General features: G+C 69.8%; 14 protein-coding genes. 3 read left to right on the top strand and 11 right to left on the bottom strand.

Going from position 1 to position 14,437, the window contains the following annotated elements:
* The coding region (locus ACFQ3T_RS27150; RefSeq protein ID WP_380727257.1) for a GNAT family N-acetyltransferase at window positions 1–225 on the top strand (225 nt) is incomplete at its 5' end.
* On the opposite strand, the gene ACFQ3T_RS27155 is transcribed toward ACFQ3T_RS27150, so the two are convergent.
* From ACFQ3T_RS27155 to typA, 10 genes are all read right to left on the bottom strand, one after another.
* On the bottom strand, window positions 201–926 hold the full coding sequence (locus tag ACFQ3T_RS27155) for a hypothetical protein (protein WP_380727259.1): 726 nt from the start codon (window positions 924–926) through the stop codon (window positions 201–203). The two genes, ACFQ3T_RS27150 and ACFQ3T_RS27155, sit on opposite strands and share 25 nt — an antisense overlap.
* On the bottom strand, window positions 910–1,299 hold the full coding sequence (locus ACFQ3T_RS27160; RefSeq protein WP_380727261.1) for a hypothetical protein: 390 nt from the start codon (window positions 1,297–1,299) through the stop codon (window positions 910–912). Before ACFQ3T_RS27160 ends, ACFQ3T_RS27155 begins: the two co-directional genes overlap by 17 nt.
* On the bottom strand, window positions 1,296–2,135 hold the full coding sequence (gene mshB, locus ACFQ3T_RS27165) for an N-acetyl-1-D-myo-inositol-2-amino-2-deoxy-alpha-D-glucopyranoside deacetylase (RefSeq protein ID WP_380727263.1): 840 nt from the start codon (window positions 2,133–2,135) through the stop codon (window positions 1,296–1,298). Before mshB ends, ACFQ3T_RS27160 begins: the two co-directional genes overlap by 4 nt.
* A 67-nt stretch (window positions 2,136–2,202) precedes the next feature.
* Entirely contained in the window at window positions 2,203–3,288 is a 1,086-nt protein-coding gene (locus tag ACFQ3T_RS27170; RefSeq protein WP_380727265.1) for an ABC transporter ATP-binding protein, read from the bottom strand.
* A complete protein-coding gene (locus tag ACFQ3T_RS27175; RefSeq protein ID WP_380727267.1) occupies window positions 3,285–4,463 on the bottom strand; it encodes an ABC transporter ATP-binding protein in 1,179 nt (392 codons plus the stop codon). The genes ACFQ3T_RS27170 and ACFQ3T_RS27175 overlap by 4 nt, the downstream gene beginning before the upstream one ends.
* The gene (locus ACFQ3T_RS27180; protein ID WP_380727269.1) at window positions 4,460–5,413 is read right to left on the bottom strand and encodes an ABC transporter permease; all 954 of its coding nucleotides are present in this window, start codon (window positions 5,411–5,413) and stop codon (window positions 4,460–4,462) included. Before ACFQ3T_RS27180 ends, ACFQ3T_RS27175 begins: the two co-directional genes overlap by 4 nt.
* Window positions 5,406–6,404 carry an ABC transporter permease gene (locus tag ACFQ3T_RS27185; protein ID WP_380727271.1) on the bottom strand — a complete coding sequence of 333 codons (999 nt, stop codon included), beginning with the start codon at window positions 6,402–6,404 and terminating at the stop codon, window positions 5,406–5,408. Before ACFQ3T_RS27185 ends, ACFQ3T_RS27180 begins: the two co-directional genes overlap by 8 nt.
* A gap of 148 nt (window positions 6,405–6,552) precedes the next feature.
* Entirely contained in the window at window positions 6,553–8,376 is a 1,824-nt protein-coding gene (locus ACFQ3T_RS27190; RefSeq protein WP_380727273.1) for an ABC transporter family substrate-binding protein, read from the bottom strand.
* A gap of 291 nt (window positions 8,377–8,667) precedes the next feature.
* A complete protein-coding gene (locus ACFQ3T_RS27195; protein ID WP_380727275.1) occupies window positions 8,668–10,338 on the bottom strand; it encodes an ABC transporter family substrate-binding protein in 1,671 nt (556 codons plus the stop codon).
* 148 nt (window positions 10,339–10,486) lie between these two features.
* Window positions 10,487–12,388, bottom strand: coding sequence for a translational GTPase TypA (typA, locus tag ACFQ3T_RS27200; protein ID WP_380727277.1), 1,902 nt, complete (start codon window positions 12,386–12,388; stop codon window positions 10,487–10,489).
* A gap of 146 nt (window positions 12,389–12,534) precedes the next feature.
* Here typA and ACFQ3T_RS27205 point away from each other — a divergent pair, with 146 nt between their 5' ends.
* Window positions 12,535–12,720, top strand: a complete 186-nt coding sequence (locus tag ACFQ3T_RS27205; protein WP_380727279.1) for a hypothetical protein — start codon at window positions 12,535–12,537, stop codon at window positions 12,718–12,720.
* A gap of 220 nt (window positions 12,721–12,940) precedes the next feature.
* On the opposite strand, the gene ACFQ3T_RS27210 is transcribed toward ACFQ3T_RS27205, so the two are convergent.
* Window positions 12,941–13,240, bottom strand: coding sequence for a YciI family protein (locus ACFQ3T_RS27210; RefSeq protein WP_380727281.1), 300 nt, complete (start codon window positions 13,238–13,240; stop codon window positions 12,941–12,943).
* Between the two features lie 196 nt (window positions 13,241–13,436).
* Here ACFQ3T_RS27210 and trpS point away from each other — a divergent pair, with 196 nt between their 5' ends.
* Window positions 13,437–14,402 (top strand): tryptophan--tRNA ligase, encoded by a 966-nt coding sequence (gene trpS / locus ACFQ3T_RS27215; RefSeq protein ID WP_380727282.1) that lies wholly within the window; start codon window positions 13,437–13,439, stop codon window positions 14,400–14,402.
* Window positions 14,403–14,437 lie beyond the last annotated feature (35 nt).

Raw genomic sequence — 14,437 nt, forward strand, 5'->3', positions numbered from 1 at the left:
GGCGACCTGCTCCACGTGGCGCGCCTGGCCGTGCGGCCGGACGCGCGTCGGCTCGGCCTGGCCCGGCGGCTGATGGGGGCGCTGGCGACGTGGGGCCTGGAGCGCGGCGCGACGACGTGCGCGTTGCAGGTGGCCGAGCACAACACGGCCGCGATCACGCTCTACCGGTCGCTGGGGTGCGCCGAGCACCACCGCTACCGCTACTGGGTGTCGAACCACTCGTAGGCGGCCTTGCGGACCCGCTTCAGCGCGGACCGCTCGCCGAAGTAGTCGCCGACCACGCCGACGACGGGCAGCAGGCCGAGCGCCTGGTGGTGCAGCCGGCCCTGCGGGCGCTTGTCCAGCTCGTCCTCCAGCTTCCAGAGGACCTTGGCGAGCTTCCAGATCGTCGCGCCGATCGCCCGGAACGTGGACCGCTGCCGCAGCTCCTCGGTCAGCTCCGCGGTCTGCGCGTCCTCCCGCTCCCGGTCGACGGCCTTCCCGTCGACGGTGCGCTGGAACAGCACGTGCGCGAGCAGCCGGACCCGGTCCTCGGTCGACGTGACCCCGTGCTCGCCCGCGATGGCGGACAGCAGCAGGCCCTGCCCGGCCGCGCCCAGCGCGGACTGGATCGGCAGCCGGTCGGCCAGCACGCCGCCGATGCCCGGCAGCGCCGCGACCAGCGACACCAGCCGGCCCACCCGGTTCAGCCAGAACTCGTCGCGCTGCCGCACGTCCATGCGGGCCCACGCGGCCGTGCCGGGCACCTTCACCGCGGCGAGCTGGTCCCACAGCTTGTCGACCAGCTTGCGGTCGGCCCCGTGCTCGACCTCGCGGTCGCGCAGGCCGAGCAGGTTCACGTCGCGGATCGTGTCGAGCAGCGGACCCGTGGCGCGGACGAACGGCCGCAACGCCCGCACCACGTCCCGGTCAGTGATCGCGGGCACCGGCCTGCCTCCCCATGAACGCGCCGACGGCGATGGCGCCCGGGAGGGCGCCACCGGCGAACAACACCAGGGTGCGCCAGTCGTTGAGGAGCAAAACGTCACCGCCCGGACCGAACAGCCCGAACACCAGCAGCGTGCCGATCCACACCAGCAGCGGCGAGACGGCGGCGAGCGTGCGGTGCGCGTGCCGTGACGCGGCCAGCACGAGCAGCGGCGTCGTCACGATCGCGAGCACCACCGTGATCGGGAACGGCCAGTCGTTGACGCGCGGCAGCAGGGTGCCGTCCAGCCGCAGCGGCAGGAAGAACAGCTCCAGCACCGCGAGCACGAACGCCGCGACCGCGATCCCGACGAGTGCCAGGCGATCGGTCAATCCAGTCCTCCGAACAGGTCCGTCTCCGCGCCCTCCGCGGGCCCCTTGGCCAGCACGTAGTACTCGGCCTGCACGACCGGCTGGGCGATGCCGTTGGACAGCGCGTAGCTCGCGCCGCCCGTGCCGTCCTGCCAGACGCTGACCTGCGTGGAGTGCGCGCGCAGGGCCCGCAGCTTCGCCACCAGGTGGTCGGAGATGTCGATCGTGGTCGTGATGGCGGCGTCGTCGGTCACCGGCAGCTCGCCCTCGGCGGGCAGCCGCCACGGCAGGTCCGCCATCTCGGCCAGCGCCGCCACGCCCGCCTCGGTGGCCGCGCGGGACGTCACGGCGTGGAACACGCGGTCGACGTCGGCGGCGGCGGCCGTGGTGATGCGGTGCGCCTGGATGTGGTCGGGGTGGCCGTACCCGCCGAAGTCGTCGTAGGTGACCACGACCTGCGGCTTCACCGCCGCGATGATCTCGGACAGCTGCGCGACCTGCTCGTCGAACGAGCCGTTGGCGAACGCGCGCGGGTGGTCGTTGGCCGCGACGCCGGCCATGCCGGAGTCCCGCCACCGGCCGATGCCGCCGAGGAACCGGTGGTCGGTCACGCCGAGCGCCGTGCAGGCGGCGCGGAGTTCCGCGACCCGGTACCCGCCGAGCTGGTCGGCGGCGTCCGCGGCGAGCTGCTGGAGCGCCGGCGGGATGATCTCACCCTCCTCGCCGAGGGTGCAGGTGACCACGGTGACGTGCACGCCCGACGCGGCGTACCGGGCGATCGTGCCGCCGGTCCAGAGGCTCTCGTCGTCGGGGTGTGCGTGAACCAGCAGCAACCGTGGTGGAGCAGTGAGCGTCACCGGATCAGCGTAATGGAGTGGCGAACGGCCGCCGCCCCGCGACCTCACGGGGCAGCGGCCGTTCGACTCAGCCGACCAGCGCCGGCACGACCTCGGCGAAGTGGCACGCCGACAGCGTGCCCGCGCCGTCGCCGCGGCGCTCCAGCTTCGGCTCCTCGACGGCGCAGATGTCCTGCGCCTTCCAGCAGCGGGTGCGGAAGCGGCAGCCCGAGGGCGGGTTCACCGGCGACGGCACGTCACCGGAGAGCACGATCCGCTGCCGCCGGCGCTCGACCTTCGGGTTCGGCACCGGCACGGCGGACAGCAGCGCCTGCGTGTACGGGTGCATCGGCCGGGCGTAGATGTCCTCCCGGTCGCCGATCTCGATGATCTTGCCGAGGTACATCACGGCGACCCGGTCGGAGATGTGCCGGACGACCGACAGGTCGTGCGCCACGAACAGGTACGCCAGGCCCAGGCGCTCCTGCAGCTCCTCCAGCAGGTTCACCACGCCCGCCTGCACCGACACGTCCAGCGCGGACACCGGCTCGTCCAGCACGACGAGCTTCGGGTTGAGCGCGAGCGCCCGGGCGATGCCGATGCGCTGCCGCTGGCCGCCGGAGAACTCGTGCGCGTACCGGTTGCGGTGCTCCGGGTTGAGGCCGACGAGCTCCATCAGCTCGTTGACCCGGTGCTGGACGTCCTTGCCGCCGTCACCCGGCATGCCGTGGATCTGGAACGGCTCGGAGATCAGCTCGTTGATCTGCCAGCGCGGGTTCAGCGACGCGTACGGGTCCTGGAACACGATCTGCATGTCCCGGCGCACCGACCGCAGGCCCTTGCCGCGCAGCGTGGTCAGCTCGCGGCCCTCGAACTTCACCGAGCCGGACGTCGGCTTGTGCAGCTGGAGGATCGCCCGCCCGGTGGTGGACTTGCCGCAGCCGGACTCGCCGACCAGGCCCAGCGTCTCGCCCTGGTACAGGTCGAACGTCACGCCGGACACGGCCTGCACCTGGCCGACGGTGCGCGGGATGATGCCGCCGCCGCGCACCGGGAAGGACTTGACCAGGTCCTTGACCTGCAGCAGCGGGGTCTCGCCCGGACGTCCGCCGGACGCCGCTCCCCCGGCCTGGGGGTTCGCGTCCAGGGTGTCGTGTGGAGTCGAGCTGTTCATGAGGTCGGGTTCTCCCCTTCGTGCAACCGCGCTTCCACCACGTCGAGGTCCTCGCTCACGGGGATGTCCGGGTTCGCCATGGTGAGCGACGCCGGGTTCTCCACCACGCCGATCTCGTCGTGCGCGAACAGCCTCTGCGGGTTCTCGATGGTGGCCAGGTGCGCGGAGCGGTGGCACCGCGCGAAGTGGCCGGGCCGGTCGGTCTCCAGCAGCAGCGGCTCGGTCTCGCGGCACTCGTCGACCGCGAGCGGGCACCGGGGCGAGAACGTGCAGCCGTGCGGCAGGTTCATCAGCGAGGGGGGCGCGCCCTTGATCGGCGTGAGCCGCTTGCCCAGCATGTTCGGGTTCGGGATGGAACCCAGCAGGCCGACGGTGTAGGGCATCCGCTGGGCCTCGAAGACCTCGTCCACGGCGCCCTGCTCGACGACCGTGCCGCCGTACATGACCTGCACGCGGTCGACCATGCCCGCCACGACGCCCAGGTCGTGGGTGATGATCATGATGCCGGCGCTCGTCTCGTCCCGGATGCGCAGCAGCGTGTCCAGGATCTGCGCCTGCACCGTCACGTCCAGCGCCGTCGTCGGCTCGTCCGCGATGATCACGTCCGGGTCGTTGACGATCGCCATGGCGATCATCGCGCGCTGCCGCATGCCGCCCGAGAACTCGTGCGGGTACTGCGCGGCGCGGCGGTCCGGCTGCGGGATGCCGACGAGCTCCAGCACCTCGACGGCCTTGGCCCACGCCGCCTTCTTCGACACGTCGTGGTGCGCCCGGTGCGCCTCGGCGAGCTGCCAGCCCACCGTGTACACCGGGTTCAGCGACGTCATCGGGTCCTGGAAGATCATCGAGATGCCGTTGCCGCGGACCGGCTGCATCTGCTTGTAGCTCAGGCCGACCAGCTCGCGGTCGCGGAACCTGATCGAGCCGCCGATCTGCGCGGTCTTGGGCAGCAGGCCCATGATCGCCATCGACGACACGGACTTGCCGGAACCGGACTCGCCGACGATGCCCAGCACCTCGCCGGCGCCGAGCGTGAACGACACGTCGCGCACGGCGTGCACGGTGCCGTCGTCGGTCGGGAAGTCCACGGACAGGTTCTCCACCCGCAGGAGCTTCTCGTCGCCGTGGCGGCCCGCGGTGGGCTCGGGAGCGTTCATCACGTCCAACTCACTCATGCCTTCACCCTCTTCTGGCGCGGGTCGAAGGCGTCCCGGAGACCGTCACCGATGAAGTTGACCGCCAACGAGATCAGCACGATGAACACGAACGGCGTGAGGAACAGCCACGGGTGCAGCGTGAGCTCGTTCTTGTTCAGGCTGATCATCAGGCCGAGCGACGTGTCCGGGCTCTGCACGCCGAGGCCGATGAACGACAGCGCGGCCTCCAGCAGCACGGCCTGCGCGATCGCCAGCGTGGCGTTGACGATGATCACGTCGATCGTGTTGGGCAGGATGTGCCGGAACACGATCCGGAACGTCGACGCGCCCAGCGCGCGGGCGGCCTCCACGAACTCCTTCTCGCGCAGCGACAGGACCATGCCGCGGATCACGCGGGCGATCGACAGCCAGCCGATCAGGCCCAGGTACAGGGCCACGACCAGCCAGTTCGAGTTGCCGCCGCCGGTGACCGACACGACGAAGCTGTTGCGCACCAGCACGGCCGCGATGACCAGGCTGGGGATCACCAGCAGCAGGTCGATGAAGCGGCTGATGAGGGTGTCGACCCAGCCCTTCAGGTAGCCGGCCAGCGCGCCGAGCACGACGCCGATGACGGTGGACAGCAGCGCCACGACCATCGCGATCTGGAGCGAGAACTGCGTGCCGCGGATGATCAGGGCGACCATGTCGCCACCGAGCCGGTCGGTGCCGAACGGGTGGTCGCCGCTCGGCGGCAGGTACCGCTTGAAGCCGAGGTCCGTGTACGAGTACTTCCACAGCAGCCCGCCGAGGAAGGCGAACAGCACCAGGACCACGAACAGGACCAGGCCGAACACGGCCGCCTTGTGCCTGGTGAAGCGGCGCAGGATGACCTGCCACTGCTTCTTGGCCGCGGTCGAGTCGAACTGGCTGACCTCGGCCTTCTCGGGCGCAGGCGCCTGCGCCAGGGGTGCTCCCGCGTTAGTCAAGGCGAATCCTCGGGTCCAGGAATGCGTACAGGATGTCCGCGATCAGGTTGAAGGCGATGATGAAGATGGCGGTCAGCATCATGAAGCCGAGGACCTGGTAGGGCTCGATGTTCTCGATCGCCTCGACGATGAACTTGCCCATGCCGGACCAACCGAACACGGTTTCCGTGATCACCGCGCCGCCGAAGCCGGCGCCGATGTTCAACGAGGACACCGTGATGATCGGGATGAGGGCGTTGCGGAACGCGTGCTTGAAGATCGCACGTCCCTGCGAAATGCCCTTCGCCTGCGCCGTGCGCACGTAGTCGGCGTTCAACGTGTCCAGCATCGAAGCGCGCTGGAAACGGCTGTAGAGCGCGAACTGGATGACCACGAGCGAGATCGTCGGCAGGATGTACGCGCCGGTGTACTGGAAGACCTGCTGCCCGAAGCTGCCGCTGAAGCCCTCACCCGGCGGACCCGCCGTGATGATCCACCGGTCGGCGCCGGCGGCCTCCAGCCAGTTGTTCAACTCGATACCGCCGGACTTCAGGATCAGCGCCACGCAGAACAGCGGCATCGAGAACATCGCGAACGATATTCCGGTCGCTGTGTAGTCGAATATCGAGTACTGTCTCACCGCGCCGATGACGCCGACCGCGATCCCGAGCAGGAGCGCGATGAGCTCCGCGGCGAGGATCAGCCGCAGGGTCAGGCCGAAGGCCGTGAGCAGGTTCTCCTTCACCGGCTTGCCCGCGTTGCCGGGCACGACCGTCTCGCCCCAGTCGCCGGTCACGAAGTCGCCCGCCCAGTCGACGTAGCGTTCCATGAACGGCTTGTTGTAGCCGGTCCGCTCGTACGCGGCGGTGATTTCCGCCGGTGTCCGGGGCTTCTGGAGCTTCCACTCGCCGAGGGGGTCACCCATGGCGTTGACGAGCCCGAAGCAGAGGAATGAGGCGACGATCAACAGCGGAATCGAGATCAACAACCGCCGGATTATGTAACGGAACATGACGAGTCTCTAGTCTCTCAGACCCTCCCGCCGTGCGAGCGGGTTGGCCTACCGGACGCGGACACCGTCCGGGGGGCCGGTGCTTGTGGCACCGGCCCCCCGGCGGAAGGGTCGTGCTTTACCTGGAGAGCTGCTTACCCGGCGTCACTTACTTCTTCTGCCAGGCGTACAGGTTCCAGGTGACACCGCCACCGACACCGATGTAGGAGATCGGGCCGATGTCCGCGCTCGACGCGGCGAAGTCGGCCAGCTGGAACAGCGGGATGCTGTGGAGGTCGTCCCGCATGATCTTGTCGGCTTCGTTCATCATCGTGATGCGCTTCTGGTAGTCGAGCTCCTTGTTCGCGGCAGCCCACTTCTCGGTCAACGCGGCCGAGTCGTAGAGGTTGTAGTTGCCGGAACCGCCCTTGTCCTTCTGCGCGTAGTTGCCGTACGCACCGGCCTTCAGCGGCTGGCCGACCCACGCGAAGAGCGCGGCGTCGAACTCGGACGCCGGGAGGCGCTTGTCGTTGAAGTCGGCCGCCTGGTCGGCGACGATGTCGATGCCGGCCTGCTTGCACTTGTCCTGCAGGATGCGGACCGTGTCGGCACGACGCTGGACGATCTTGTGGCCGATGGCGAAGGACGCGCGGAACTCGCCCTTGGTGTAGATGCCGTCGGCGCCCTGCTTCCAGCCGCCGTCCTCGAGGGTCTTCTTGGCCGCCGCGACGTCACCCTTGCCGATGTCGCCGTAGTGGTCCTCGTAGCCGACCTCGTTCGGCATGAACGTCAGGCTGCCGAGCGGCTTGGCGTTCGGGTCGACGTCCGCCACCAGCTTCTCGACGACCGCCTCGCGGTCGAAGCACTGGGCGATCGCCAGGCGCAGGTCCTTGTTCTCCTTGAACAGCGGACGCGACATGTTGAAGTCGATGTGCTCGTACGTCTGGCCACCGGCCGCGTAGACGTTGAACGCGCTGTCGTTGCGCAGCTGCTGCGCGACCGGGCCGTCGGCCTGCGGCGCGATGACCTGGACTTCCTTGTTCTGCAGCTGCTGGGCCGCCGACTGGGCGTCCGTGTTCGTCTTCAGGATGACCTTGGCCGGGCCACCGGGGTTGCCCCACCACTTCGGGTTGCGCTCCAGGACCGTCTGGTCCTTGAGGTCCGAGGAGACGATCATGTACGGGCCACCCGACAGGGCGACGGCGGGGTCGAAGCCCAGCCAGCCCTTGGTGTAGAAGTCGGCGACCTTCTTGACCTCGTCGTCGTTCTGCGTCGGCAGGATCTTGGTGACGTCCGCGACGCCGGACTTCTGCTCCAGGATGTGCGCCGGCAGCAGGCCGTCGCTACCCGGCATGGAGAAGATGCCGCGGTAGTCCGCGTACGGCTTGTCCTTGAAGAACGTCGTGGTGATCGTCTTGCCGTCGTCCGAGCACTCGAGCTTCTCGATGTCCTCGTAGCCCGTGGGCGTCGTGTCGAAGATCGAGGCCTCGCTGCCGTCCTCGCCCTTGACCGTCGCCTTGCTCGCGCCCGCCAGCCACTTCAGGTGGAAGTCGTCGCAGTCGATGGCTTCGCCGTCGGACCAGACGGCCGCCTTCTGCACCTTCCACTCGATCGTCTGCGGGTCGTCCGACGTGACCTTGACGGACTCCATCAGGTCGCCGTCGATCTTGATGACGACCTTGCCGTCAACGAGCTCGGTGATGTACGGCGAGGGCTGGACGTTCGACAGCGCGATGGTGCTGGAGAAGTTGTTCGTCGCGCCGATGTTGTTGTTGTAGTTGTGGAAGCCCTCTTCCACGGCGACCGAGATCTCGCCGATGTCGTTCACCTTCGGACGCTTGAACAGCTCGTCCTGACCGCCGATCGCACCGGGGTTGGCGTCCTGCTGGCCACCCTGGTCGCCGCTGCCCGCTCCGCCGCCGCCGCACGCGCTCAACACGAGCGCGGTGCTCGTCAACAGCGCGAGCGCCGAGACAGCCTTTGATCTCCTCATCGACACGTGCCCTCCTAGCACTGGGTTGGAGCGACCGTTTGGGCCGACTTCCACCCATAACCGTGATGTGCCAAACGCGCCCCGAACCGACACACCGTTGCAGCACGATAAGAAGCAGTGCGCGGCACGGTCACTGCCCATCGGCCGATCGTGACCAAAGGGTGACACGCTGGTAGCAGCATGCGACTCCGTCGTTACCGGGCGGGAGCGTTCGTTAACCGGACGGCGAGAATACTGTCAATACTGCACCGCGAACGCATCTTGAAGCCAGTGTTTCGGACGGGTCAACGGTCAACGATCTTCTCGGCGCCACGTTCGCGCGTCGCTCAGCGGACCGGCGAACGGGGCCCCCGCGGTGACGTTCCGAGCCTCCGGCCGGACCACCAGCAGGTCCGCTACCTGGAACAACGGCATCGAGACGGCCTGCTGCCAGAGCACCGGCTCGATCGTCCCGAGGGCGTCGGACAGCAGGAGCTCGCCCCGGAGCGCCTGTTCGATCACCGGCTGGACCGCCTGGTCGCAGAAACCCGAGAGATTCGCCGGAATGGGTGTACCGCCGTCCTCGGGTGACGGCCGACAGCCGAATGTCGACGCCAGAAGGGCCGCCGAATCGCCGGTGTCGACCAGCGGCACGACCGCAATGTCGACCACCTCATTGGACGCGGCGGTATCCGACAGATCTTGACCGAACAACTGATTGGGCTGCGTTGTCAGGACGCGCGCACCGATTCCGGACAATGACAGTTGACGCTGAACTTGGTTCGCGATGGCCACGTACGGCTCGACACCGGCCGGTGCGGCGATGGTCAACTCCAACGGTTTGTCATCCCGTCCCCACGCCCCTCCCTCCGGTCGGGTGTAACCCGCCTCGGTGAGGAGCTGCGCCGGATCACCGACCTCGGGGGGGATGGTCGGGACGTACCCCCGCTTGCTCGGCGGCACGACCTGGGCGTCGGCGCGGAGGTTCTCGCTCGGCCCGCTGCGGGCGCCGGTGGCGATCAGCGCGTCCCGGTCGAGCGTGTTCATCACGGCGGTGCGCACCCGGACGTCCTGCATCCGCGGCGACGCGGGGCGCAGCAGCAGCTGGACGACCTCGGGCCGGGGCACGACCGCCGTGGTCACGGGCGTGGTCTTGGCCAGCTCCTCGACGTCCTTGACCGCGATCGCGTCGGCGCGGATGAGCGCGACCTGGTGGTCGCCGTTGTCGATCGCCTCGATCGCGTCGTGCTGGCCGGCGCGGCGCAGGACCAGCCGGTCCAGCGCGGGCGGCTGCTCCCAGAACCGGTCGTTGCGCTCCAGGACGATCTCGCCGCGCGGCTGGTCCAGCGACCGGACGGCGAACGGGCCGGCGGTCGCCGGGAAGCTGTCCGCGAGCGCCGCCGTCCACCCGCCCGGCGCGTCCTTCAGCAGGTGGGCGGGCAGGAGGTGGTGGAACAGGCTCCGCCAACCGGGGTACGGCTCGCTGAACACGACCTCCACGACCTTGCCGCCCTCGCGGCTGGCGATGTCGTCGATGAGCCGGTACCCGGCCGGGCTGATGACGCCGGGCTCGGCCCGCATCCGCTGCCACAGGTAGACGAAGTCCTCGGCCGCGATGGGCGCCGAGTCGGACCAGCTGGCGTCCCGCCGCAGCGTGTACGTGACCGTGTACGGCTCCGCCTTCGTCACCTCGGCGCTGACCAGGAGGTCGAGGTCGGGCCTCGGGGTGCCGTCGGCGTCGACGCGGAACGTGGACGGGAGCAGCAGCTCGGCGAGGGCGGTGGTGACGGTGCTCTGGCCGGCGAGGGTGTGCGGGTTGTAGCCGCCCTTGATGTCGTCCATGCCGACGACGACCTCGTTGACCTTCTCCTTGGGCACGACGGTCATCCCCGGCGTCGACGGCACCAGGGGTGGCGGCGGTGTCGCCGTGCAGCCCGACAGCACGAGGGCAGCCACCACCGCTAGAACCTTCCGCGTCCCCATGAGCACGAGCGTGCCAGACGACGGCGGCGGTCGACGCCCAGGTACCCGGATGGGGCGCGTGACCTGCGACGCCCCGGTACGGGAACGGGCACCCCGGGCCGAAGCCCGAGGTGCCCGTCAGCAGACCCCGTATACAAGGAGCGGTCGATCAGCCGCGCAGCTTGTTGCGGTTGCGCTCGCGACCGCGCTGGTTGGCGTCCAGGATGACCTTCCGGACCCGGACGACGTCCGGCGCGACCTCGACGCACTCGTCGGCGGCGCAGAACTCCAGCGCCTCCTCCAGCGACAGCTTGCGCGGCCGGGCCAGCGTCTCCATGACGTCGGCGGTCGACGTGCGCATGTTCGTCAGCTTCTTCTCGCGGCAGACGTTGACGTCGAGGTCCTCGGCGCGCGGGTTCTCGCCCACGACCATGCCCTCGTACGCGTCCGCGCCCGGCTCGACGAAGAACGTGCCGCGGTCGGCCAGCTGGATCATCGCGTAGGCGGTGATCGAGCCGGACCGGTCGGCGACCAGCGAGCCGTTGTGCCTGGTCCGGATCTCGCCGGCCCACGGGCCGTAGCCCTCGGACACCGCGTTGGCGATGCCGGTGCCGCGGGTCTCGGTCAGGAACTCGGTGCGGAAGCCGATGAGGCCGCGCGACGGCACGACGTAGTCGAGCTTGATCCGGCCGGAGCCGTGGCCGGACATGTTCTCCATCCGGCCCTTGCGGTTGGCGAGGAGCTGGGTGATGGCGCCCAGGTGCTCCTCCGGCGCGTCGATGGTCAGGCGCTCGAACGGCTCGTGCAGCTTGCCGTCGATCGTCTTGGTGACCACCTGCGGCTTGCCGACGGTCAGCTCGAAGCCCTCGCGCTTCATCTGCTCGACCAGGATGGCCAGCGCCAGCTCGCCGCGGCCCTGCACCTCCCAGGTGTCGGGGCGCTCGGTGGGCAGCACGCGCACCGACACGTTGCCGACCAGCTCCGAGTCGAGCCGGGCCTTCAGCACGCGGGCGGTCAGCTTCGTGCCGCCGCCGCGACCGGCCAGCGGCGAGGTGTTGACGCCGATCGTCATCGAGATCGCGGGCTCGTCCACGGTGATCCGCGGCAGCGGCTCCGGGTTGTCCACGTCGGCGAGGGTGTCGCCGATGGTGATGTCGGGGATGCCGGCGATGGCGACCAGGTCACCGGCGCGGGCCTCCTCGGCGGGCACGCGGTCCAGCGCCTCGGTGATCAGCAGCTCGGTGATCCGCACCTTCTGGATCGAGCCGTCCTCGCGGCACCAGGCCACCGTCTCGCCCTTGCGGATGCGGCCGGCCTCGATGCGGCACAGCGCGATGCGGCCGAGGAACGACGACGCGTCGAGGTTCGTGACCAGCGCGCGCAGCGGCGCGTCGGCGTCACCGCGCGGGGCCGGGATGTGCTTGAACAGCACCTCGAACAGGACGTCGAGGTTCTCCTCGTCCGGCAGGCCGCCGTCCTCGGGCTGGTTCAGCGACGCGCGGCCGGCGCGGGCCGAGGCGTAGACGACCGGCAGGTCCAGCACCGAGTCGTCGGCGCCGACCTCGCTGGCCAGGTCGAGCAGCAGGTCGTGGGCCTCTTCGACGACCTCGGAGATCCGGGCGTCGGGGCGGTCGACCTTGTTCACCACCAGGATCACCGGCAGGCCGGCCGCCAGCGTCTTGCGCAGCACGAACCGGGTCTGCGGGAGCGGGCCCTCGGACGCGTCCACCAGCAGCACGACGCCGTCGACCATGGACAGGCCGCGCTCGACCTCACCACCGAAGTCGGCGTGGCCGGGGGTGTCGACCACGTTGATCGTGACCGGGCCGTCGGGCGTGTGGCGGCGGACCGCGGTGTTCTTGGCGAGGATCGTGATCCCCTTCTCGCGCTCCAGCTCGCCCGAGTCCATGACCCGGTCGACGAGCTCGGCTCGTGCGGAGAAGGCGCCGGACTGGCGGAGCATGGCGTCGACGAGTGTGGTCTTGCCGTGGTCAACGTGCGCGACGATCGCGACGTTGCGCAGGTCGTTGCGGACCAGCGTTTCCTTGATCGACGCGGTGGCCGTGGGCACGCGGAACTCCTAGAGCTGTCTGTGCGAGGGAAGCCAGGCGCCGGACATGGATCGCGCGCAGCCTGACTACAGCTTACCGGGCGGGTCACCCTTACCACACACCTACGGCAGGTGAGGTCAGCCTCACCTACTCTGTGGACACCCGGATGAGTGGAGCACGCCGCGTGGGCAAGGTCAAGGTGAAGAAGAAGTGCTGCCGCTCCACTCCGCGCTGTTCGAGCTGCCCGGTGGTGGTGCTGCTGAAGGCCCGGAAGAAGGCCCTGAAGAAGGCGGCGAAGAAGGCCGCCAAGCAGGAGCGGAAGAAGGACGGGAAGGACAAGACGCGGTCCTGACCAGCGCCGTTGTCCACGGTCGGGCAAGAGGGCCAGTCCGGCGGCACGTGCGCGAGGCGAGGGCCACGGGGGGCCGGCCGGGGGGCGCGTGGGACGAACCGTGGAGCACGGGGTCAGTCACGGCGGCACGTGGGTCAGGCCGTGGAGCGGGGGCTTGCTCCGGGCCGTGGGGCACCCGCCGCCCGGCCCGCGCCGGGTGGAGCCGGGGTCCGCTCCGCGGCTAACCCATCACCGCTTCGTTCACTCGGGCCAGCTCCGGCGCCGTCCGGGTGGCCTGGAACTCCACCACCTGGTACTTCGCCAGCTTGCGGACCGCGAACGGGTCGGTGGCGAGCAGCGCGTCCAGCGTCCCGCGCGCCATCGGGCGGGCGATGATCACCCCGCCCACGCGGGGCACCTGCCGGCCCGAGGCCAGGAAGTGCCCGGCCTCGTACTGCGCCTTCAGCCACTCCACGTGGTCCGGGAGTGAGTAGTCGACCTCGTCCAGCGGTGCGGTGTACTCCAGCAGCACGACGTACATGCAAGGAATGTAGACCTCCGGCGCGCCTCCGACCCGCTACGATCGCGGCGTGCGCACTCTTCACACGTTCTGGTGGTCCGCCTTCAGGCGGCCCTGAGAACTGCGCGCTCAGACGAACGCAGGCCGCCCGCCGGGGCGGCCTTCGTGCTTTTCGGGGGACGGGTCCGGGCGGGCGCAACCCCGAAGGGATCACCCCGTGATCAGGTTGTCCGCGATCACCCCGTCCGGCCACGTCCAGCTGGGCAACTACCTCGGCGCCGTCCGGCGGTGGGCCGCCGAGGGCACCGACGAGGACGTCTACTTCATCAGCGACCTGCACGCGATGACGTCGTCGCACAACGCGTCGCGGCTGCGATCGCTGACCCGCGAGCAGCTGGCCGTGCTCATCGCCGCCGGCGTCGACCCGAGGTCGGTGGCCGTGCAGTCCGACCTGGTCCGCGAGCTGGGCGCGCTGACCTGGGTGCTGGAGTGCACCTGCACGTACGGCGAGGCCGCGCGGATGATCCAGTTCAAGGAGAAGTCCGAGGGCCGGTCGTCGGTGCGGCTGAGCCTGCTCACCTACCCGGTGCTGATGGCCGCCGACATCCTCCTGCAGGGCGCGAACGAGGTGCCGGTCGGCGACGACCAGCTGCAGCACGTCGAGCTGGCGCGGGTGCTCGCGCGGCGGTTCAACGGCACGTACGGCGAGGTCTTCACGGTGCCGCGCGCCGTGGTCCCGCCGACCGCCGCGCGGGTCCGCGACCTGGCCGACCCGACCCGCAAGATGGCCAAGAGCGCGCAGGACGCGGCGGGCACGGTGTTCGTCCTCGACCCGCCGGACCTGGTGCGCCGCAAGATCCAGCGCGCCGTGACCGACGACCGCGCCGAGGTCCGCTACGCGCCGGACGAGCAGCCGGGCGTGGCGAACCTGCTGGAGATCCTGGCCGCGTGCACCGGCAAGGACCCGAAGGAGCTGGCGGGCACGGTGCAGGGGTACGCCGAGCTGAAGGAGGTCACCGCCGAGGCGGTAATCGAGGAGCTGCGCCCGGTCCGCGAGGGCACGCGGCGGCTGCTGGACGACCCGGCCGAACTGGACCGGGCGCGGGCGCACGGCGCGGAACGCTCCCGTGACCGGTGCGCCCACCGGCTGGACGCCGCGCTGCGGGTCTCCGGCCTCGGCTGAAGGGCCGCGGGCGTCGCGCCCCCGGACCCGCCGGG

Origin of the sequence: Saccharothrix hoggarensis (assembly GCF_042678885.1) — a bacterium.
In the GTDB taxonomy this organism is placed as follows: Bacteria; Actinomycetota; Actinomycetes; order Mycobacteriales; family Pseudonocardiaceae; genus Actinosynnema; species Actinosynnema hoggarensis.

Excerpts from the sequence above, each read along its gene's own strand:
- ACFQ3T_RS27175 (WP_380727267.1), bottom strand. The coding sequence starts at position 4,463 with ATGAGTGAGTTGGACGTGATGAACGCTCCCGAGCCCACCGCGGGCCGC.
- ACFQ3T_RS27185 (WP_380727271.1), bottom strand. The coding sequence starts at position 6,404 with ATGTTCCGTTACATAATCCGGCGGTTGTTGATCTCGATTCCGCTGTTG.
- ACFQ3T_RS27170 (WP_380727265.1), bottom strand. The coding sequence starts at position 3,288 with ATGAACAGCTCGACTCCACACGACACCCTGGACGCGAACCCCCAGGCC.
- ACFQ3T_RS27205 (WP_380727279.1), top strand. The coding sequence starts at position 12,535 with ATGAGTGGAGCACGCCGCGTGGGCAAGGTCAAGGTGAAGAAGAAGTGC.
- ACFQ3T_RS27210 (WP_380727281.1), bottom strand. The coding sequence starts at position 13,240 with ATGTACGTCGTGCTGCTGGAGTACACCGCACCGCTGGACGAGGTCGAC.
- ACFQ3T_RS27190 (WP_380727273.1), bottom strand. The coding sequence starts at position 8,376 with ATGAGGAGATCAAAGGCTGTCTCGGCGCTCGCGCTGTTGACGAGCACC.
- ACFQ3T_RS27195 (WP_380727275.1), bottom strand. The coding sequence starts at position 10,338 with ATGGGGACGCGGAAGGTTCTAGCGGTGGTGGCTGCCCTCGTGCTGTCG.